Here is a 20,873-nt window from a genome sequence, read left to right on the forward strand (position 1 = left end):
CGGAGCCGGGACCGACGCCGCCGGGGCCCTTGCCGATCCCTGACCCGGGACCGGTCCCGCCGCCGTCGCCGATTCCGCCGGGCCCGGACCCCACGCGGTTCTAGGCCTACCACCGAAGCGGCCGAGGCCCTGTGCGGGGCCCCGGCCGGATCATGGTTCTGCGCGTTACTCGGTGACGATGTCGCGGGTGCGGTGGTCGTAGCGGATCACCAGGGGTCCGCCGCGGTGGTGCACCTCGTGGTTGGCGCCGTCGAAGGCCCCGAACCGGCCGTAGTTCTCATCCCAGGATCGGTTGATGGCTATCTTGAAGCTGTAGGCGCCGGCCGGCAGGTCCGCGGCGAGCTTCCACAGCTGGTCCACCTCGTCCAGCTGCATCTGGGATTCGTCATACTGCGGCGCCCAGTTCGCCGGGGCGCCGAGCAGGACGTTGAAGTCACCGGCGACGGCGACCTCGGCGGGCTGCTCGACGGCGGGCTCCGCGGGGACTGCCTCCGCCTCGGCCGGGGCCGCCTTGTCCACGGCCTTGCGCTTGCGGACGGCCTTCGCCACCGGGGCCACGGCCTCCTCGACCAGCTTCGTGGCCGTGTCCGCCACCTTTTCGGCGACCTTTTCGACCGCCTTCACGGCCTTCTCCGCCCCATGCGGGGCGGCCTTCGGTGCGCTGTGGCCGGCCGGTGCCGCGGGAAGCGGGGTGTCGGCCGGGACCGGGGTGCCGGCGTCGAGCGCGGCCGTGAAGGCGGCCGGGTCCGCGAAGGCGACCGTGGCGCGCTGGCCGTCCTCGGTAATGGTCCAGCCGGAGCGGCCCTTGATCAGCCAGCCGGCCTTCACCAGTTTCGCGGACGCGGTGGTGAGCGCCTTGTGCCCGCGCGGAATGCCGCCGCTGAGCAGCTCCCGCTCCTTGTCATTCAGAGGGACCCGGGCGATCGCCTCGCCGAGGACGACGCCGGCGTTCAGCTTCTCCCCGGACCACACCCCCTCGGTCAGGACGTCCAGCACAGCTTTCAGGCGAAGGTTAGTGTTTTCCGCAGCGTTCGCGCCCATGGGTCTCCTCTAGCAGCTATTGATCCACCTGCATTTTGCCAAGGTTCCCCGGCATCCGCGACCGGGCGCGGCGATTCGGTCGGTGTCGTGACTGGATATGACGCGGCGAAGCGACGTGGAAGAGAGGTGATCAGAGCTTGGGGATGAGCACCGGGGTGTTCTTCTTGTACTCCTCGTAGTCGGCCTGGCCGCCCCACTTCTTGTCCGCCTTCCTCTCCAGGTGCGGGACGCCACTGACCTTGGTGATCAGGAGCGCGACGAACACCGGGGAGATCAGGGCCACCCACTGCCAGCCCTGCAGCACGGGCAGGGCGATGATGGCGACGCCTACCCAGAGCAGGATCTCGCCGAAGTAGTTGGGGTGACGGGATTTCGACCAGAGGCCGGTGGAGATGAACTTGCCCTTGTTGGCCGGGTCCGCGCTGAACCTGCCCTTCTGCCGGTCCGCGACGGCCTCGATGCCGAACCCGGCAACCCAGACCAGCAGGCCGATGATGGCGAACCAGTCCAGCACCACCCGGTTGGCCGAGGTCATGGCCACCCAGGCCGCGGCGGCGGTGAAGGCCACCCAGATCCCCTGCATGGTCCAGGTGGTGAGGAAGCGGACGAAGGAGGGCTTGATCTCGTCGAAGCGGTCGTCCTTGCCGGCCTTGCTGATCCGGCGGAACAGGAAGGAGCCGAGCCGAGCGGCCCACACCAGCAGCAGCAGCGCCAGCAGGAAGCCCCGCGCGTCGATGCCGGGGGTGAGCAGCACCAGCAGCAGGGTGACGGCGATGTAGGTCAGGGAGCCGGTCAGGTCGTAGAACCGCTCCGTTTGGCGAAGGTACGCCGGGATGAACGCGAGCCACTGGATGATGAACGCGGCCGCCACGGCCAGGGCGAACACCGGGATGCCACCGGCCGTGGCCCCGTTCTGGCTGCCGGCCCACGCGAGCCCGGCTCCGAGCAGCACCACCACCGGAATGGCGGCGAGGGCCTTGCGTTCGGACTCATTCATGGAGCGTTCCTTCCCTAGGCGGCCCGGGTCCCGGTGCCGGCGCTGACTACTAAGCCTACGAACTAGTATTGAGGAAAGTTCCGTGTCCACCGGCCATGCCCCGCCCACCGTCGACCGCGCACCACGCCCCGAAGGAGCTCTCATGACCCGTCCGCTCAGGAAGTGGCTGCTGGCCTACGCCGTGACCGCCGTGATTTTCGCCGCCGTCGACGCCGTCTGGATCCTCACCGTGGCCACCCCGCAGTACCGCAGCCAGATCGGCCATCTGCTTCCGGCCAGCTTCAACGCCGCCGGCGCCGTCCTGTTCTACGTGGTCTTCGTCGCCGGGATCGTCCACTACGGCGTCCGCCCGACGGACAGCCGCGCCAGCCTCCGGAGCCGGGCCGGGTCCGGAGCGCTGTTCGGCTTCTTCACCTACGCCACCTGGGCGCTCACCGCCTTCGCCGTGCTCAAGGACTTCCCCGCCGTCGTCGCCGTCACGGACATCGCCTGGGGCGCCGCCGTGTGCGCCGCCGTCAGCCCGCTGGTGGCCCTGATCCTGCGGCTGCACCGGCCTCGAGCCGGCGCCGTGACCCTCGGCGACTGACCACCTGTTGCCCGGGGCAATCAGGCTGGCTACAGTGGCCTGATCGCCGCCACCCCCACTCCCCCAGGGGCCGATCCGCGGCCCTCCCACTGTGTCAGGAGAACCCCCAATGCAACACCGCACGCTTGGTTCACTCACCGTCTCCGCCCTGGGCCTCGGCTGCATGGGCATGAGCGAGTTCTACGGCAAGGGCGACGAGCAGGAGTCCGTCGCCACCATCCACGCCTTCCTCGACGCCGGCGGCACTCTGCTGGACACCGCCGACATGTACGGCCCGTTCACCAACGAAAAGCTGGTGGGCGGCGCGATCAAGGGACGACGGGACGACGTGGTGCTGGCCACCAAGTTCGGCAACGAACGCCGCGAGGACGGCTCCTGGGTGGGCATCAACGGCAAGCCCGAGTATGTCCGGGCCGCGTGTGACGCGAGCCTGCAGCGGCTCGGCGTGGACCACATCGACCTGTACTACCAGCACCGGGTGGACAAGACCGTGCCGATCGAGGAGACCGTCGGCGCCATGGCCGAGCTGGTCCAGGCCGGCAAGGTCAAGTACCTGGGGCTCTCCGAGGCCAGCGCGGACACCATCCGCCGGGCCCACGCCGTGCACCCGATCACCGCGCTGCAGACCGAGTACTCGCTGTGGGAGCGGGAGCCGGAGACCAAGGTGTTCCCGGTCCTGGCCGAGCTGGGCATCGGCTTCGTCCCCTACAGCCCGCTGGGCCGCGGCTTCCTCACCGGGCAGCTGCGCAGCGAGGACGACTTCGCGCCCGACGACTTCCGCCGCCACTCCCCGCGCTTTCAGGGCGAGAACTTCACGCGCAACCTGGAGCTCGTGGACCGGGTGACCGAGCTGGCCACCGCCAAGGGCTGCACCCCGGCGCAGCTGGCGCTGGCCTGGCTGCTGGCCCAGGGTGAGCACATCGTCCCGATCCCCGGCACCAAGAAGCGCGACCGGCTGCAGGAGAACCTCGGGGCGGTCGACGTCGAACTCAGCGCAGAGGACATGGCCCGGCTGGAGGAGCTGGCACCGGCCGGGGTGGCCGCCGGCGGACGCTACCCGGACATGGGCAGCATCGACGCCTAGGCTCTCCCGGCCCCGCCTCCGGCTCAGCGGCCGGAGGCGGCGAGCTCGGCCAGCAGCTCGGTCTTGCGCTCCTCGCTGGCGAACGAGGACCGGATGGAGTTCGCCGCGAGCCGGACACAGTCGAACTCGGAGAGGCCGATCACGCTCCTGAGCTGGGTGAAGTTGTCATCCACGTAGCCGCCGAAGTACGCGGGATCGTCGGAGTTCACGCTGACGTTCAGGCCCGCGGCGAGCATGCCCGGCAGCGGGTGCTCGGCCAGGGTGTCCACGGCGCGAAGCCGGACGTTGGAGAGCGGGCACACGGTCAACGGCATCAGCTCCTGAACCAGGCGCTCCACCAGGTCCGGGTCCTCCATGCAGCGGATGCCGTGATCGATCCGCTCGACGTCCAGGACGTCCAGCGCCTCGACGATGTACGACGGCGGGCCCTCCTCGCCGGCGTGCGCGATCCGGTGCAGCCCGGCGTCCTTGGCCCGGGCGAAGAGCCGCTCGAACTTCGACGGCGGGTTGCCCACCTCCGCGGAGTCCAGGCCGATCCCGGCGATCGGGGCATCCATCGCCATCAGCTGCTCCAGCACCTCCAGGGCGGACTCCTCGGAGAGATCCCGCAGGAACGCCGCGATCAGCAGCGTGGAGATGCCGAACTCCTCCTGCGAGGTGGCCAGCACGGAGGCCACGCCGTTGACACAGGTTTCCAGGGCGACACCGCGGGAGAGGTGCGCCTGCGGGTCCAGCATGATCTCCGCGTGCCGGACCCCGGCGGTGGCGGCGCGGGACAGGTAGGCCCGGGTCATGTCCGCGAAGTCCTGCTCGGTCTGCAGCACGGCCATGTTGGCGTAGTAGAGGTCCAGGAACGACTGCAGGTCCGTGAACTCGTAGCGGGCCCGCAGCTCGTCCAGGTCCGCGTACGGGAGGGGAATGTTGTTCCGCTCCGCGAGCGCGAAGATCAGCTCCGGCTGCAGCGTTCCCTCGATGTGCAGGTGCAGTTCCGCCACGGGCAGCGGGCCGTGGACCTCCTCCGGGACTTCAGCGAACTCGGGGACCCCTTCGGACCGGGTCTCTGTTGGCTGCTCTGTTGCCTGCTCCGCCTGCGGCGCCCCATTCACTGCCTGTGGCATGCCGTCCTCTGCCTGCGGCGCACCGGCCTCTGCCTGCGGCGCACCAGCGCCGCCGTCGTAACTTTCCATTCGGTAAGGATATGCCCGCCACGGACCGGGCCGGATAGAGTCAATGAAATGCAGAATAATCAGCAGGCTTCCGATTTTCCCGGCCTCGCGCCCGAGGCACCCACGGACGGCTTCGTCCGGGTCCGCGGCGCCCGCGAGAACAACCTGCGCAACGTCGACGTCGACGTTCCCCGCGACGCGATCGTGGCCTTCACCGGGGTGTCCGGCTCCGGCAAGTCCTCCCTGGCCTTCGGCACCATCTACGCCGAGGCCCAGCGCCGCTACTTCGAATCGGTGGCACCCTACGCCCGGCGGCTGATCCAGCAGGGCCACAACCCCAAGGTGGAGCTGATCACCGGCCTGCCGCCCGCCGTCGCGCTCCAGCAGCGCCGCGGCACCCCCAGCTCCCGCTCCACCGTGGGCACGGTGACCACCCTGTCCAACTCGGTGCGGATGCTCTTCTCCCGCGCCGGCACGTACCCGGCCGGCGCCGCCCCTCTGGATTCGGACGCGTTCTCGCCCAACACCGCCGCCGGCGCCTGCCCGGAATGCCACGGCCTGGGCATCGCCCACACCGTCACCGAGTCCTCGCTGGTCCCGGACCCCACGCTGAGCATCCGCGACGGCGCGATCGCCGCGTGGCCGGGGGCCTGGCAGGGCAAGAACCTCCGCGACATCCTCAGCCACCTCGGCTACGACATCGACATCCCCTGGCGGAAGCTGCCCAAGAAGGAGCGCGACTGGATCCTCTTCACCGAGGAGCAGCCCGTGGTGGAGGTGACGCCGCAGCGCGACCGTGTGGCCAAGCCGTACAAGGGCCGGTTCTGGAGCGCCCGCAGCTACGTGCTGCACACCTTGGCCGACTCCAAGAGCGCCACCATGCGCGAGAAGGTCCTGAAGTTCATGGAGACCGGTCCGTGCCCGCGCTGCGGCGGCAGCGGCCTACGGCCCGAGGCCCTGGCCGTGACCTTCGCGGGCCGCACCATCGCCGAGCTGAACGCGGCCCCGATGAGCGAACTCGCCGACATCATCCGGCCCACCACCGAGCTGACCGGCGCAGGGACGGCCTCGCGGAAACAGTCGTCCGGGGAAACCAACGAGGTGGCGGTTGCGATCACCCGTGACCTGCTGCAGCGGGTCACCGTGCTGCTGAACCTGGGCCTGGGCTACCTGGCGCTGGGCCGCTCCACCCCCACCCTCTCCCCCGGCGAGATGCAGCGGCTGCGGATCGCCACCCAGCTGCGGTCCGGGTTGTTCGGTGTGATCTACGTCCTGGACGAGCCCTCCGCCGGACTGCACCCGGCCGACGCGGAGCCGCTGCTGGCCGTGCTGGACCAGCTGAAATCCGCAGGCAACTCGGTGTTCGTGGTGGAACACAACATGGACGTGGTGCGCCGGGCGGACTGGCTGGTGGACGTGGGTCCGCGGGCTGGCGAGGGCGGCGGCGAGGTGCTCTACAGCGGCCCGGTGGACGGCCTCGCCGGGGTGGACGCCTCGGTCACGCGGCCGTACCTGTTCCCCGAGGGCGCTTCAGTTTCCCGGGCGCGCGACGACGGCGGTGCGGGTTCGCGCGGCGACGACGGCGCACGCGACGGCGACGGCGGTGGCTCCAGGGAATCGAACGGGTGGTTGAAGCTGCGCGACATCAGCCGCCACAACCTGCAGCACCTCGACGCCGACTTCCCGCTGGGCGTCCTGACTGCCGTGACCGGCGTCTCCGGGTCCGGGAAATCCACGCTGGTCAGCCAGGTCCTGGCCGGGGTGACCGGCCGCTGGCTGCACGGGGACAACGGCGGTGCTGACGGCGACGGCACGTCCGGCGGCGCTGCCGGCACCACCGTCGGTTCCGCCGCCGACCCGGAGGGCGCCGGGGAGCTCACCGAACCGCTGACCGTCGGGCCCGTGACCGGCCTGGAACTGATCGACCGTCTCGTCAAGGTGGACCAGAAGCCGATCGGCCGGACGCCGCGCTCCAACCTGGCCACCTATACCGGCCTGTTCGACGCGGTCCGGAAGGTCTTCGCCGGCACGGACGAGGCCAAGGCCCGCGGCTACGGCGCCGGCCGGTTCTCCTTCAACGTCGCCGGCGGCCGCTGCGAGACCTGTCAGGGCGAGGGTTTCGTCGCCGTCGAGCTGCTCTTCCTGCCCGGCAGCTACGGCCCGTGCCCCGAATGCCACGGCTCCCGCTACAACCCGGAAACCCTGGAAGTCACCTACCGGGGCAAAAACATCGCGGAGGTTTTGGGGATGACGGTGGACGCCGCCGCCGAGTTCCTGGCCTCCGTGCCGGCCGCGTCCCGCGCCCTGCAGACGCTCCGCGAGGTGGGCCTGGGCTACCTGCGCCTGGGCCAACCCGCCACCGAACTCTCCGGCGGCGAGGCGCAGCGGATCAAGCTCGCCACCGAACTCCAGCGTGCCCAGCGCGGGCATTCGCTCTACCTGCTGGACGAACCCACCACCGGGCTGCACCCGGCCGACGTCGAGCTGCTGATGGCCCAGCTGCACCGCCTGGTGGACGCCGGAAACACGGTGGTGGTGGTCGAGCACGAAATGGACGTGGTGGCCGCCGCGGACTGGGTGATCGACCTCGGCCCGGCGGGCGGGGACGCCGGCGGCAGGATCATCGCCGCGGGCGAACCGGCCGCCGTCGCCCGCTCCGCCAAGAGCCGCACCGCGCCGTACCTTGCGGCCGTACTGGCCCGCTGACCTGCGCATTTCCCGGGCGGCGGGGTTGAAACCTGCTGCGGTCTGTCCTAGCGTGGGCGGATGCCCGAAATCGGGCGATCGCATGCCCGGTGCTGCCTCCACCAGAACTGCCCGACCGGCAGACACCGCAGATGACCTCTATTGTCAGGGGCGGGCAGTGGCGCGACAACGCCCGGGGACGGGCCGAGCGCAGGTGGCCCTCAGGAGCAGCTGAACCACATGAAGACCTCAACCCTCACCACTGCCGCGCGCCGCGGCGCCGCCCTGGCCGCCATCTCCGCCGCCGGCGTCGCCCTTTCCGCCACCGCCGCCAGCGCCGCGACCCCCGCCGCCACGTCCACCTCCACCTGGGACGCACTCGCCCAGTGCGAGAGCGGCGGCAACTGGAGCACCAACACCGGCAACGGATTCTCCGGCGGCCTGCAGTTCACCCAGAGCACCTGGGCGGCCAACGGCGGCACGGGTTCCCCGGCCAACGCCACCCGCGAGCAGCAGATCGCCGTCGCCCAGAACGTCCAGGCCAGCCAGGGCTGGGCCGCGTGGCCGTCCTGCGCCGCGCAGCTTGGCCTCAGCGGAGGCGGCGGGGCTGCGGCCAGCGTTCCCGTGCAGTCCGCCCCTGTCCAGAGTGCCCCGGTTCAGGCCGCACCCGCGGCCTACCCGATCCAGGCACCCGTCCAGGCTCCGGTTCAGGCCGCCCGGCACGCGGCCCCGGTGGCGCTCAGCGGCAAGACCTACACCGTGCAGAGCGGCGACAGCCTCAGCACCATCGCCGAGCACCTGAACATCAAGGGCGGCTGGCAGGCCCTGGCCGACGCCAACACGGACACCATCAGCGACCCTAACCTGGTCCTCGCCGGGCAGGTCCTGCAGCTTCCGGCCTAACTTTCAGGGCACGACAAAACGACGACGCCGGGGCGGCCTTGGGGGGCCGCTCCGGCGTCGTCGTTTGTTGTCTTTGTCGCCGTTCAGGCGGAGCGGGGCAGTTCGCGGATGATGCGGACCTTCCACGCGGCGTCGTCGCTGGTGTCCAGCAGCGCCACCGTGCCGTGGGCCAGGTTCAGGGCCACGCGCTTGGCGGCGAGGAGCTCGAGGTAGAGCTGTTCGTTCATCCGGGCGGGGGTGTCGATGACGTACTTCACGGCGTCGCGGACCTTGCGGTAATTGTCGCTGCGCTCCCGGTGCAGGTGGAGTTCCAGCATCCGGCGCTGCTTCAGCCGCGGCTCGTGCCGGTTCAGCCAAGTCACCGCGGCGTGGACGGCCACCACCAGGGCCACGGACACCACGTAGATTTCCCAGCCGCTGGAGAGCAGGAACAGCGGCAGGTTGGCGATGGCGACCAGGGCGATCAGCATGCGGAACGCGAGGATCCTACGCATTGTCAGCGCCACCGACGCGAGGGCCGCGCGGAAGCCGTGCTGTTCCTTGCGGGCCGCGGCCGGATCCAGGGTGAATTCCTCGAGCACCAGGATGCCGTTGGCTTCCGGGCTGAGCATTTGTCCGTATTTGGGCGCAAAAGGCGCCGTCGATTCAGGGGTCATGGCGGATCTTCCGTGGAGCGTGGGTGGTTCCGATCCATGATAAAACTCCCGGCTGGGAGCTGTCTGTAGGCGCCCGGCATGTGAACACGCTCACCCCGGGCGGCCCGCAATTGGTGATGCGGGGCCGCGGCCTCAAACTGGAGAGATGCAAACTTTCCTGCCCTACTCCGATTTCCGGCAAAGCGCCGCGGCCCTGGACCGTGCCCGGCTGGGCAAGCAGCGCGTCGAGGCCCTCCAGGTGCTCCGCGCCCTGGTCATCCCCCAGTACGGCTGGCAGACCCACCCGGCCGTCCGGATGTGGATGGGCCACGTCCCCGCGCTGACCATGTACGGCCTGGCGATGGTGGATGAATGGGTGGCCCGCGGCGGGGAAGACACCACCCGCGGCCGGATCCTGGAGTTCGCGCCGCAGGCCGGCCACCCGGACTACGCGGACCGGATCCAGATGCCGTACTGGCTGGGCGACCCCGGGTTCCACCTCGCCCACCGCTCCCGCCTGCTGGCCAAGGAGCCCTCGTTCTACGCCGACGTATTCCCCGGCACGGACCCGGATCTGGAGTACCTCTGGCCCGAGCCCAAGCTCGAGCTGCTGCCGGAGGACCCCGAGGGCGAGAAGATGTGGATCCTGCGGCTGCCCGTCGAGGGCACCGATCCTTCGGACCTGAAGACGGTGAGCCTGCCGCCCGTGCGCGGCAAGGGCGCGGCTCCGGACGACGGCGAGTACCAGTTTGTCTACGCCGAGCCCACCTCCCGCCGGCCGGAGAAGAACGCCAAGAAGCGGCCCGCGAAGCCGCAGCCGAAGAAGCCCACCCGCAAGCGCCTGGCCCAGGAGGAGGCGTTCACCACGCTCCCGGGCAAGTCCGTGGTGGCCGTCCCGTTCGACGCCGGCCGCACCTTCGCCGTCGGCAAGGTCGTGGGCCGTCCGATCGAGGTGGAGGGCCGCTTCGCCCGCAACTTCGAGGTGGATGAGGTCATCGCACGCGAGGACTTCGACTACCCGGCACTGCTGCAGGACCCCCGGCTCTTCTTCCCGGTCCCCGCGCGCTAGGCGGGTCCGCACCCGGCGTTTCCTTGCGGCTCGCGCGGGCCGAACCCGCGAGTCAGTCCTCGGATGTGACTGGTGGGACCAGCCCCTGTGACGTATGGTGTCAGCCACCGTCCCATCGCTTCGGCGACGGGCATCACGCCAGACGCTGCTTGGGGGAAGTCATGGCTGCAGGAGAAGGAGCCGCGGAGAAGTCGCGGCTCGCAGCTGAACGGGTTGCACGTTTGCGACGGGAGCTGGAGCACGCCGAGCGGAACGCCCACGCCTGGTCCCTGGGTGCAGCGGGCGAAGCAATCCTCGCTGAGAAACTCAGAGAGATTGAGCCGCTTGGCTGGCAGGTCATCCACGATGTCCACTGGCCGGGGCGGCCCCAGGCAAATCTTGACCACGTCCTGATCGGTCCGGGCGGCATTGTGGTGGTGGACGCCAAGAACTGGAACGGGGAGGTCAGTCTCTCCGGCGGAACTCTCCGGCAGAACGGATACGCCCGACACCACAGCGTCGCCGGGGTCGGGCAGCAGGCGGCGGCCGTGGCGGCGGTCCTGGAACCGGGGCATCGGCGGTTGGTGCAGGGATGGATCTGCCTGGTAGGCCAGCCGGAGCTCAGCGGTACGGCGAGCGGTGGCACACGCATCGAGGGTCTCAACACCATCGCGCGGGCGGTCGCCGAGCTGCCGACGGTCCTTGATGCGGCCCTGATTCCAACAATCCATGCCTATCTGCAGTCTCTCCTGGGTGGCGCCACCAGCCCGCAGCTGCTTTCCACGGCGCAGTTCACAGCGTCCAGCACCACAGCATCGCGGCCACCCGGTGCCGCCACCGTGCAACCCAAAAGCCGGGGCTCCCGGCGACCCCAATCTGCGCGGCCGAAGGCGCCAGCACGGAGTCGACGCCGCGGTGGCCAACAGAAGGTGAGCTGCATCGGGGCGCTCTTCAGGTTGGGCGTCCTCATGATTCTGCTGTCCTTCATCTTCAGCTTTCTCTCCGGTCTCAGGCCCACAGCGCCGACCGGCCCGCCAGCTCCACAGCCGACACCTACCGTGGTCCAGCCCGTTCCGAAGCGCTAACCTCGTCCACTCGCCGAGTCCCCGCGCCGGCGCGCTCCCAACCGGCCCGATCCGACCCGGCACAGAGCCGCTCCGATTTGCTGGCAGACTTGCCGGTATGACTGTTCTGCTTGCCGGATGCGGCGACCTGGGGACCGAGGCCGGGCTGCGGTTCGCCGCCGCCGGACACCGCGTGGTGGGCTGGCGCCGCTCGCCGGAGAAGCTCCCTGCCGGAATCGAGGGTTTCGCGGCGGACCTGACCCGCGGTGAGCTGCCGCCGGTCCCGGCGGACACCACCGCCGTCGTCGTGGCCGTCGCCGCCGACTCCCCCACCGAGGAGGCCTACCGCGCCGCCTACGTGGACGGCCTGGCCCGGGTGCTCGACGCCGTCCTCGCCTCCGCGGCCCCCGTCCGGCGGGTGCTGTTCGTCTCCTCCACGGCCGTCTACGGCGACGCCGACGGCGGCTGGGTGGACGAGACCACCGCACCGAACCCCGGCGGCTTCTCCGGCCGCATCATCCTCGAGGCCGAGCAGCTCCTGGCCGACCGGCTCGAGGACACCGGCATCACCCCGGTGGTGCTGCGGCTCGGCGGGATCTACGGCCCCGGCCGGACCCGCCTGATCGACATGGTCCGCGGCGGCAAGGCCACACTGCCGGCCGGTTCCAAGCTCACCAACCGCATCCACCGTGACGACGCCGCCGCCGCGATCGTGCGCCTCTGCACCATGGACGCCGAGCCGGCGCCGCTCTACCTGGGTGTCGACAACGAACCGGCCGAGATGGCGGACGTCCTCACCTTCCTCGCCGCGGAGCTGGGCCTGCCCGCCCCGCAGCCGGCGGACCCCGACGGCGGCGAACGCACCGGCAGTGACCGCCCCACCGCGGGACGTTCCTCCGGGGAGCCGTCCCGCGGCGGAAACAAGAAGGTCAGCAACGCCCTGCTGCGCGGCACCGGCCTGGAGTTCACCTACCCGAGCTACCGTGAGGGCTACAGCGCCGTGCTGGCCGGCGTCGGCGTCCGCCACCCCTAACTCGGACAGCGCCAGAACCACGCCACCCACCCGTCCCAAGGAGCAGCATGGACTTCAGGAGCATCATCGAGGCCGTCGGCGGCTTCATGGACTTCGCCGGGGTGGCGGTGATGGTGATGGGCGCCCTGGTGTCGCTGCCGATGGCGCTGCGGGGCGTCCAGCCACGTGGGCTGCCGGTCGACTCGGAGCCGCTCTCGAAGTACCGCTCCTACCGGCAGCTCCTGGGCCGGTCCATCCTGCTGGGCCTGGAGCTGCTGGTCGCGGCGGACATCATCCGCACCGTGGCCATCACCCCCACCTTTGAAAGCGTCGCCGTGCTGGCCATCATCGTGCTGATCCGGACGTTCCTGAGCTTCTCGCTGGAACTGGAAATCACCGGCCGCTGGCCCTGGCAGAAGCCCTCCGCAGGCAGCCGGGCCGAGGCCGGCGCTGCCTGACCGTTCCTCCCTGAGCAAAACCCCTTCTCCCGGCAAGCCGCGCCCGGTTAGGCTCGCGAAATGACGGAAACCACAGCCTCCAAAGCCACCGAACTCCTCCGCCTGCACCAGGCACCCGAGATCCTCCAGGTCGTCAACGTCTGGGACGCCATCAGCGCCAAAGTCATCGGCGACGTGCCCGGCACCCGGGCCCTCGCCACGGCCAGCCACTCCATCGCCGCCTCGCTCGGCTACGAGGACGGCGAGAACATCCCGCTCGATGAGATGATCGCCGCGATCGGCCGGATTACGGCCGCCACGGACCTGCCGGTCAGCGCCGACCTCGAATCCGGCTACGGCACCCCCGGCGAGGCCGTGCGGAAGGCGATCGGCGTCGGCGTCGTCGGCGCGAACATCGAGGACCAGATGCGTCCCCTCGCGGACGCGGTCGCCCAGATGCGCTCAGTCACCGAGGCCGCCGCGGACGAGGGCATTGACTTCGTCCTCAACGCCCGCACCGACGCGTTCCTCAAAGGCAAGGACCGGGACCAGCGCGAGGTCCTGGCCGACGCGATCGAACGCGGCCGCGCCTTCCTGGACGTCGGCGCCACCACCGTGTTCGTGCCGGGGCTGCTGGACGAGGAGACCGTCGCGGCGCTGGTGGACGGGATCGGCTGGAATAAGGTCTCCGTCATCAACGTCCCCGGCTCCCTGGCCCCGGCCCGGCTGCAGGAACTCGGCGTCGCCCGGATCTCCTACGGCCCGTGGACCCAGCGGGTGGCGCTGACCGCCCTGGCCGACACCGCCGCCCAGCTCCTCGCCGGTGGCGCCCTGCCCGACGGCACCCGGCCGCTGAACTGATGGATCCCTGGCCCGCGGCGCCGGAGCTGCCCCGCCCGGTCATCATGGACCAGCGCTGGAGCGACGCCGTGTTCCTGCACTGGCGCATCCCCCGGGCCACCGCCGCGCGTTTCATGCCCGCGGGGGTGGAGCCGGACGAGTTCGACGGGTCCGCCTGGGTGGGCCTGATCGGCTTCCGGATGCAGGGCGCTGGCATCGGCACCGGCCCGGCCATCCCGTATTTCGGCAGCTTCACCGAGATCAACGTCCGGCTCTATTCGCGGGAACCGGACGGCACCCGGGGCGTGGTGTTCGTATCCCTGGACGCTTCCCGGCTGGCGGTGGTCGTCGCGGCGCGGGCCGCGGGCATCCCCTACGTCTGGTCCAGGGACTGCTACCGCCCGCCGACCCCGGAGGACCCGGCCACCGGGTACACGGTGCGGCGGTTCCGGGGCGGTGCGGCCAGCGACTTCACCGTGGTTCCGGACTACGACGGCGCCGCCGGAGACCCGCTGTCCGTGCACCTGACGGCGCGGTTCGGGCTGCATTCCCGGTTCCGCGGCCAGACGCTCTACATCCCCAACACGCACACCCCCTGGCCGCTGTATCCGGCGCGGATCGCGCGGCTGGAGGACGGGCTGGTGGCCGCGGCCGGGATCGCGGTGGACGGGCCGCCGGAGTCGGTGCTGCACTCCCCCGGGGTCCGGACCCAGTTCGGCCGGCCCCGGGCACTGACTGAGACGCGGGCGAGCTCCGGCCGGGCGAGCTCCGGGCGGGGCTGAGGCGCTCCCCGATCCGTCCTGACGGGCTTCAAGGGTCTTTCTTCCCTGTCCGTCGCGCCCGGGGAGGCGTGTAGTGGATGGGGTCCGGTCTCCACCCCCGGGAGCCAAGGCAGGCACATCATGGAGCACATCTCCCCACCTCTTAGACGCCGCATGGTCGCCCTGACGGGAGCAGCCGTCCTGTGCGGATCGTTATTCGCGGCTGCGGATCCCGCCCGGGCCGACGACGGCGCTCCGGTCAGCATCGAGGCGGCGGCCCTCCGCAGCCACGGCGCGGACGTGAGGGTCAGGCTCAGCTACCGGTGCGATGAGGGCCGGAGCGCCGGCGTCGGATTCGTCCTCAGCCAGGCAACACCGTCCGGGCCCGACGTCGTCGGTGGCGCCGGTACGGGCCAGCGCCCCTGCACGGGCGAAACCGAAACCGTCACGCTCACGTTGCCGGCCACAGGCGGCCGCTTCGCTTCCGGAGAGGCCTCAGCGGCAGTTTCGCTCTTCACCAACGCGCCCGGAACACCGGACACTATCGAGCAGTTCACGACGACGGTCTGCCTGGAGCACGGCGGACCACGGTAGCCAAGCCGGTCTTTGACCGTCCCGCCGCCGCGTCCGGGTTACCGTCCCGCGGCGTACCCTTGCGCGCCCCGCGGGTTCGCGGCCGCCTGCAGCACGCCGGTTTCCGGGACCCGCGCGACGGCGGACAGCCGGCCCAGGCTCCAGCCCGGCGCCGTCGTCACCGCGTGTCCGCGGCGCTTCAGCCCGGCGATGACCTCGTCGCCCAGCCGTTCCTCGACCACCGCGCCGCCGGGTTCCCAGGTGCGGGGCCAGAAGGAGCCCGGCATCGACGTCGTGTGCAAGGTGGGCGCGTCAACGGCCTGTTGCGGCGTGTACCCGCCCACGATGGTGCGCAGCAGGTAGGGCAGCTGCCACTGGTCCTGCTGGTCGCCGCCGGGTGAGCCGAGGGCGGTGACGGCCTGCCCGTCGCGGAGCACCAGGGTGGGCGTCAGCGTGGTGCGGGGCCGCTTCCCCGGCGTCAGGGTGGAGGGTGTGTCCTCCTCGAGCCAGGTCATCTGCAGCCGGGTGCCCAGGCAGAATCCCAGCTCCGGGATGGCCGGGGAGGACTGCAGCCAGCCGCCGGAGGGGGTGGCGGAGATCATGTTGCCCCAGCGGTCGACGACGTCCACGTGGCAGGTGTCGCCGCGGGTTTCCCCGGTGCGGGCGACGGTCGGTTCCCCGGCGCCCAGCCCCGCGGGGCCCGGCCCGGCGCCGTCGTGGACCAACGCGGGCGGTGTGTACTCGGTCCGCAGCGGCGGCAGGTAGGGTTCCCGGCCCGGTACCGTGCCGGGGCGGAACTCGTGGGAGGCCCGCTCGGTGATTAGAGCCCGCCGTTCGGCGCAGTATTCCGGTGAGAGCAGGTAGTCCAGCGGCACGTCGGTGTCGCCGTAGTAGGCCTCGCGGTCCGCCAACGCCAGTTTCTGCGCCTCCAGGATGGTGTGGGCCCCGAGCTCGGTGGACGGGTCCAGGTACCGGTCCTCAAACCCGTCCAGGATCGCGAGTGTCTGCAGCAACGCAGGGCCCTGTCCCCAGGGTCCGGTCTTGGCGATGGTGTGGCCACGGAACTCGACGGTGGCGGCGGGCTCGTACCCGGCGCGGAATCCGCCCAGGTCCCCGGCCGCCAGCACGCCGGCGTGGTCCGTGCCGGAGGAGTGCCGGTGCGGGAGCTGGACGGAGGCGACGATGGCGCTGGCCACGAATCCCTCGCTCCATTCGCGCCTTGCCGCGTCGATCCGGTCCTCGCGGAAGCCTGACTTCGCAACGCCCGCCGCGACCAGGCGTTCCAGGGTGCGGGCGTACGCGGGGTTGCGGAACAGTTCCCCCTCGGCGGGGATGGTGCCGCCGGGCATCCACAGCTCGGCGGAGCTAGGCCAGTGCTCGCGGAACAGCTCGGCCACGGTCGCGATCGTGGCGCCGACCCGGCCCAGCAGCGGGTGGCCGTCGCGAGCGTAGCCGATCGCGAACTCCAGCACCGCGTCCAGTTCCCAGGTGCCGTGGTCGCGCAGCAGGAGGAGCCAGGCGTCGACGGCGGCGGGCACGGCCGCGGCGAGGGCCCCGGACCCGGGAACCAGGTCCAGGCCCTCGCTGCGGTAATGCTCCGCGGTGGCGGCGGCGGGCGCCGGGCCCTGGCCCATGAGCACCACCGGGGTGTCCGGGTCCGCAGCGGTGACGAAGACGCCGGTCATGTCCCCGCCGGGACCGTTGAGGTGGGGCTCGACGACGTGCAGTACGAAGGCTGCGGCGACGGCGCCGTCGAACGCGTTGCCGCCGCGTTCCAGCACCGCCTGCGCGGCCGCCGTCGCCAGCCAGTGCGTTGAGGCACTCATGCCGAAGGTGCCCTGCAGGGTGGGCCGGGTGGTGAACTGGTCCGGAGCGGTAAACGTCATGCTCAGCCGAACAGCGCCGTCACTTTGGTCAGCGTCTCGTAAACGCCGTAAGCCAGCGGCAGGCCCACCAAGGCCCACGCGATGGTCAGCCGGGCGGGGGACGCGTTAACGGGGGTGTCGGCTCCGTGCGGGTGCTGGGTGCTCATCTCAGGCCTCCATGGCGGGTTCGGTGGAGCGGTTGCTCTCGGGACGGGGTTCGTGGAAACGGGCAGCGACGGGCTTGACCATCAGGTTGGCCACGAAGCCCACCACCAGCAGGGCCACCATGGTCAGCAGCGCCGGCTGGTAGGAAGCGGCATTGAGCTTGCCCGGGGTGCCCTGGGCGTCGAGGAACGCGTTGACGATCAGCGGCCCGGCGACGCCGGCGGCGGACCAGGCGGTCAGCAGCCGGCCGTGGATCGCGCCCACCTGGAAGGTCCCGAAGAGGTCCCGCAGGTAGGCCGGGGCGGTCGCGAAGCCGCCGCCGTAGAAGGAAATGATCAGGAACGCCAGCGCCACGTAGAGGATGGTGGTGGAGGACCCGGCCAGGGCCAGCAGCACGTACAGCACGGCGCCGACGCCCAGGTACACCATGTAGATGCGCTTGCGGCCGGTGACGTCGGAGGTGGCGGACCAGGCGAAGCGGCCGGCCATGTTGCCGATGGACAGCAGCCCCACGAAACCGGCGGCGACGGCGGCGCTGACCAGGGAGGTGCCGCCGGGCTGGCGGAAGAAGTCCTGGATCATCGGGGCGGCCTGCTCCAGGATGCCGATGCCGGCGGTGACGTTGCAGAACAGCGCCACCCAGACCAGCCAGAACTGCGGGGTCTTCACCGCGTTCTTGGCAGAGACGTTGTCCGTGGTGACCAGCTTGGCTGCCTTGACCTTGGACGGGTCGAAGCCGGCGGGCTTCCAGCCGTCCGCGGGGACCTTGATGGTGAACGCGCCGAAGAGCATGTAGGCGAGGTAGACGACGGCGAGGGTCAGGAAGAGTTTGCCGACGGCGTCGCCGCTGGCCACCCAGCCCTGGGCGCCGGAGTTGGGGTCGTAGGCCTTCAGCAGGGCGGTGGAGACGGGGCTGGCGATCAGCGCGCCGCCGCCGAAGCCCATGATGGCCATGCCGGTGGCCAGGCCCGGCCGGTCCGGGAACCATTTGATCAGGGTGGACACCGGCGAGATGTAGCCGATGCCCAGGCCAATGCCGCCCACCACGCCGTAGCCCAGGTAGACCAGCCACAGCTGGCGGGTGAAGATGCCGAGGGAGCCGATCAGGAAGCCGCTGGCCCAGAACATGGCCGAGGTGAACATGGCCTTGCGCGGGCCGTTCTTGTCCACCCAGGTGCCCATGATGGCGGCGGAGAGGCCCAGCATCACGATGGCGATGGAGAAGATGATGCCGATCTCGGTCAGGCTGGCGCCAAAGTGTTTGACCAGAGCGGTCTTGTACACGCTGGTGGCGTAAGCCTGGCCGATGCACAGGTGCACGGCGAGCGCGGCGGGCGGAACCAGCCAGCGGTTGAACCCCGGAGGGGCGATTGTGCGGTCACGGTCCAGCCAGCCCATTGGTGCTCCCCTTGCTCAGTCGGGGACGACGCCGTCCCCGCAGATTGATCTGCGCCTCCCCAGGGCACAGAGGCGAAAGGCCTCACTTGGGCCGTTGCCTTCGGCAATCATGGTGCAGATCACACGGCGGCGTCGAGGTTCCGACGTCACGACGGGCGGTTTCACGATGAGCGGTAGCATTTTCGCGACGAACGGTAGGCGCTACTCCCCTAGTCCCGCCCGCCGAAGGGCTTCGGCCATCGCCGTGTTCCCCGGCGCCGGGGCGGCAGGCGCCTTCGGAGCCGACGCCGGCCGTGGCCCGCGCTGGCCCCGACGCTCGCCGCCGGCCACGCCCCGCCGGTCGCCGCCGCCCTGGCGCGGTGCACCGCCGGCCTGGCCCCCGCGCTCACTCCCGCCGCCCTGGCGCGGTGCACCGCCGCCGGGTTCGTCGTCGATCCGCAACGTTAGGGAGATGCGCTTGCGCTCGGGGTCGGCCTCGAGCACCTTGACCCGGACCACCTGGCCGGACTTGACCACCTCATGGGGGTCGGCGACGAACCGGTTGGCCAGCGCGGAGACGTGGACCAGCCCGTCCTGGTGCACCCCAACGTCGACGAACGCGCCGAACGCCGCCACGTTGGTGACCGTCCCCTCCAGCACCATGCCCGGCACCAGGTCCGAGATCTTCTCCACGCCCTCGCGGAAGCTCGCCGCGGCAAACTCGGGCCGCGGGTCACGGCCGGGCTTGTCCAGTTCGGCGATGATGTCCCGCACCGTGGGCAAGCCAAAGCTGCCGTCCACGAAGTCCTGCGGGTTCAGCACCGCGACGCTGCCTGCACCGGCGGCGGCCTTGATCCGGCGCGCCAGCGGGTAGGACTCCGGGTGGACGCTGGAGGCATCCAGCGGCTCCGCTCCCCCGCTGATCCGCAGGAACCCGGCGCACTGTTCGAAGGCCTTGGCACCCAGCCGGGGGACCTTCTTCAGCTCGCTGCGCTTGGCGAAGGGCCCATGCTCGTTCCGGTACGCCACGATGTTCTCGCTCAGCAGCGGCCCGACGCCAGCCACCCGGCTGAGCAGCGCCGGGGAGGCGGTGTTGACGTCCACGCCGACCGCGTTCACGCAGTCTTCGACGACGGCGTCCAGGCTGCGGTCCAGCTTCGACGCCGTCACGTCGTGCTGGTACTGGCCGACGCCGATCGACTTGGGTTCGATCTTCACCAGCTCCGCGAGCGGGTCCTGCAGCCGCCGGGCGATCGAGACGGCGCCGCGCAGGGAAACGTCCATTCCGGGCAGCTCCGCTGCGGCGAGCGCCGAGGCGGAGTAGACGGACGCACCGGCCTCGGAGACGACGAGCTTCTGCGGGGCGCCTCCGGCACCGAGCTGCTTGATCAATTCGGCCGCGAGCTTGTCCGTCTCCCGGGAGGCGGTGCCGTTGCCGATCGCAACCAGCTCTACCTCGTGTTTGCGGGCCAGGGCGGTGAGAGTGCGGAGCGCCTCGTCCCATTTCCGGGCCGGTGCGTGCGGGTAGACCGTGTCCGTGGCGACGACCTTGCCGGTGCCGTCCACGACGGCGACCTTCACACCGGTCCGCAGTCCCGGGTCCAGGCCCAGGGTGGCCTTGTTCCCGGCCGGGGCGGCGAGCAGCACGTCGCGGAGGTTCGCGGCGAAGACACGCACGGCCTCGTCCTCCGCGGCGGCGAACATCCGGCTCCGCAGGTCACCGCTCAGCCGGGTCAGGACCCGGGAGCGCCACGCCTGCTGCGCGGTCTGCAGCAGCCAGGCGTCGGCGGGCCGGCCGCGGTCGGCGACGCCGAGGAACCTGGCCACGGCGGCCTCGTAGCGGGCGCGGGCGGCGGCCAGGGCGGCGTCGTCGTCCGGGGCCGCCTCGCTCAGGTCCAGCTCCAGCACGCCGTCCTTCTCGCCGCGCAGCAGCGCGAGGACCCGGTGGGAGGGCATGCCGGCCGGAGTCTGGGCGAACTCGAAGTAGTCCTTGAACTTCTGGCCCTCCGCCTCCTTGCCCTTCTTCACGCGGGAAACCATCCGGCCCTGTGTCCAGAGCCGCTCCCGCAGCGTCTCGGCGAGGTCGGCGTCCTGGGCGACGCGTTCGACCAGGATGGACCGGGCGCCGGCGAGTGCGGCGGCGGCGTCCCCAACGGCGTGCTCGGGGTTGAGGTAGCGGGCCGCCTCCCGCTCCGGGTCGCGGTCCGGGTGCCGGAGCAGCGTGTCCGCGAGCGGCTCCAGCCCGGCCTCGCGGGCGGCCTGGGCCTTGGTGCGGCGCTTGGATTTGAACGGCAGGTAGATGTCTTCGAGCCGGGACTTGGTCTCGGCCCCGACGACGGCTGCCTCCAGTTCCGGGGTCAGGGCGCCCTGGGCGGCGATCGCTTCGAGGATGGTCCGGCGGCGGTCCTCGAGTTCGCGCAGGTAGCGGAGGCGCTCCTCCAGGGTGCGCAGCTGCGTATCATCCAGGGTGCCGGTGGCTTCCTTGCGGTACCGGGCGATGAAGGGCACCGTGGAGCCGCCGTCGAGCAGGGCTACCGCGGCCGCGACCTGCCAGGCTTTGACGCCCAGCTCCTCGGCAATGAGGGTCTCGATGGCGGTGGCTGGACGGTGCTGGGAGCTGGAGTTCACCCAGCC

19 protein-coding genes are annotated in these 20,873 nt (G+C 70.9%); 11 read left to right on the top strand and 8 right to left on the bottom strand.

The window, feature by feature from the left end; translation table 11 throughout:
• Positions 1-165: 165 nt before the first annotated feature.
• Both ACFVY3_RS11850 and ACFVY3_RS11855 read right to left on the bottom strand, forming a co-directional pair.
• On the bottom strand, positions 166-1,041 hold the full coding sequence (locus ACFVY3_RS11850; RefSeq protein WP_400159864.1) for a glycosidase: 876 nt from the start codon (positions 1,039-1,041) through the stop codon (positions 166-168).
• A 130-nt stretch (positions 1,042-1,171) separates the two neighbouring features.
• Positions 1,172-2,038, bottom strand: a complete 867-nt coding sequence (locus ACFVY3_RS11855; RefSeq protein WP_400159865.1) for a DUF1295 domain-containing protein — start codon at positions 2,036-2,038, stop codon at positions 1,172-1,174.
• Positions 2,039-2,180: 142 nt separating this feature from the next.
• Between ACFVY3_RS11855 and ACFVY3_RS11860 the strand changes: the two genes are divergently transcribed.
• Positions 2,181-2,624: a DUF2177 family protein gene (locus ACFVY3_RS11860; RefSeq protein WP_400159866.1), complete on the top strand. Its 444-nt coding sequence runs from the start codon at positions 2,181-2,183 to the stop codon at positions 2,622-2,624.
• A 109-nt stretch (positions 2,625-2,733) separates the two neighbouring features.
• Positions 2,734-3,708: an aldo/keto reductase gene (locus ACFVY3_RS11865; RefSeq protein ID WP_400159867.1), complete on the top strand. Its 975-nt coding sequence runs from the start codon at positions 2,734-2,736 to the stop codon at positions 3,706-3,708.
• Between the two features lie 23 nt (positions 3,709-3,731).
• On the opposite strand, the gene ACFVY3_RS11870 is transcribed toward ACFVY3_RS11865, so the two are convergent.
• Positions 3,732-4,895, bottom strand: a complete 1,164-nt coding sequence (locus tag ACFVY3_RS11870) for an adenosine deaminase (protein ID WP_400159868.1) — start codon at positions 4,893-4,895, stop codon at positions 3,732-3,734.
• 48 nt (positions 4,896-4,943) lie between these two features.
• Here ACFVY3_RS11870 and ACFVY3_RS11875 point away from each other — a divergent pair, with 48 nt between their 5' ends.
• Both ACFVY3_RS11875 and ACFVY3_RS11880 read left to right on the top strand, forming a co-directional pair.
• A complete protein-coding gene (locus tag ACFVY3_RS11875) occupies positions 4,944-7,580 on the top strand; it encodes an ABC transporter (protein WP_400159869.1) in 2,637 nt (878 codons plus the stop codon).
• Positions 7,581-7,799: 219 nt separating this feature from the next.
• Positions 7,800-8,462 (top strand): transglycosylase family protein, encoded by a 663-nt coding sequence (locus tag ACFVY3_RS11880; protein ID WP_400159870.1) that lies wholly within the window; start codon positions 7,800-7,802, stop codon positions 8,460-8,462.
• Positions 8,463-8,545: 83 nt separating this feature from the next.
• Here the strand turns inward: ACFVY3_RS11880 and ACFVY3_RS11885 are convergent, their stop codons facing one another.
• Positions 8,546-9,118 carry a hypothetical protein gene (locus ACFVY3_RS11885; RefSeq protein ID WP_400159871.1) on the bottom strand — a complete coding sequence of 191 codons (573 nt, stop codon included), beginning with the start codon at positions 9,116-9,118 and terminating at the stop codon, positions 8,546-8,548.
• A gap of 145 nt (positions 9,119-9,263) precedes the next feature.
• On the opposite strand from ACFVY3_RS11885, the gene ACFVY3_RS11890 reads away from it, so the two are divergent.
• The 7 genes from ACFVY3_RS11890 (at position 9,264) to ACFVY3_RS11920 (ending at position 14,853) form a co-directional block, all read left to right on the top strand.
• Entirely contained in the window at positions 9,264-10,166 is a 903-nt protein-coding gene (locus ACFVY3_RS11890) for an MSMEG_6728 family protein (protein ID WP_400159872.1), read from the top strand.
• 161 nt (positions 10,167-10,327) lie between these two features.
• On the top strand, positions 10,328-11,230 hold the full coding sequence (locus tag ACFVY3_RS11895; protein ID WP_400159873.1) for a nuclease-related domain-containing protein: 903 nt from the start codon (positions 10,328-10,330) through the stop codon (positions 11,228-11,230).
• Positions 11,231-11,327: 97 nt separating this feature from the next.
• On the top strand, positions 11,328-12,242 hold the full coding sequence (locus ACFVY3_RS11900) for an SDR family oxidoreductase (protein ID WP_400159874.1): 915 nt from the start codon (positions 11,328-11,330) through the stop codon (positions 12,240-12,242).
• 47 nt (positions 12,243-12,289) lie between these two features.
• Positions 12,290-12,679, top strand: coding sequence for a DUF1622 domain-containing protein (locus ACFVY3_RS11905; protein ID WP_400159875.1), 390 nt, complete (start codon positions 12,290-12,292; stop codon positions 12,677-12,679).
• A 60-nt stretch (positions 12,680-12,739) separates the two neighbouring features.
• On the top strand, positions 12,740-13,519 hold the full coding sequence (locus tag ACFVY3_RS11910) for an isocitrate lyase/phosphoenolpyruvate mutase family protein (protein ID WP_400159876.1): 780 nt from the start codon (positions 12,740-12,742) through the stop codon (positions 13,517-13,519).
• On the top strand, positions 13,519-14,280 hold the full coding sequence (locus tag ACFVY3_RS11915) for a YqjF family protein (RefSeq protein ID WP_400159877.1): 762 nt from the start codon (positions 13,519-13,521) through the stop codon (positions 14,278-14,280). Before ACFVY3_RS11910 ends, ACFVY3_RS11915 begins: the two co-directional genes overlap by 1 nt.
• Before the next feature lie 120 nt (positions 14,281-14,400).
• Complete coding sequence (locus tag ACFVY3_RS11920; protein ID WP_400159878.1) at positions 14,401-14,853, top strand: hypothetical protein; 453 nt, start codon at positions 14,401-14,403, stop codon at positions 14,851-14,853.
• A 38-nt stretch (positions 14,854-14,891) separates the two neighbouring features.
• Here the strand turns inward: ACFVY3_RS11920 and ACFVY3_RS11925 are convergent, their stop codons facing one another.
• From ACFVY3_RS11925 to ACFVY3_RS11940, 4 genes are all read right to left on the bottom strand, one after another.
• Entirely contained in the window at positions 14,892-16,718 is a 1,827-nt protein-coding gene (locus ACFVY3_RS11925; RefSeq protein WP_400159879.1) for a gamma-glutamyltransferase family protein, read from the bottom strand.
• A gap of 2 nt (positions 16,719-16,720) precedes the next feature.
• The gene (locus tag ACFVY3_RS11930; protein WP_290258633.1) at positions 16,721-16,864 is read right to left on the bottom strand and encodes a hypothetical protein; all 144 of its coding nucleotides are present in this window, start codon (positions 16,862-16,864) and stop codon (positions 16,721-16,723) included.
• 1 nt (position 16,865) lies between these two features.
• On the bottom strand, positions 16,866-18,260 hold the full coding sequence (locus ACFVY3_RS11935) for an OFA family MFS transporter (protein WP_290258634.1): 1,395 nt from the start codon (positions 18,258-18,260) through the stop codon (positions 16,866-16,868).
• A 201-nt stretch (positions 18,261-18,461) separates the two neighbouring features.
• Entirely contained in the window at positions 18,462-20,867 is a 2,406-nt protein-coding gene (locus tag ACFVY3_RS11940; RefSeq protein WP_400159880.1) for a Tex family protein, read from the bottom strand.
• Between the last annotated feature and the right edge of the window lie 6 nt (positions 20,868-20,873).

Origin of the sequence: Arthrobacter sp. BPSS-3 (genome assembly GCF_044628475.1) — a bacterium.
Taxonomy (GTDB): domain Bacteria; phylum Actinomycetota; class Actinomycetes; order Actinomycetales; family Micrococcaceae; genus Arthrobacter.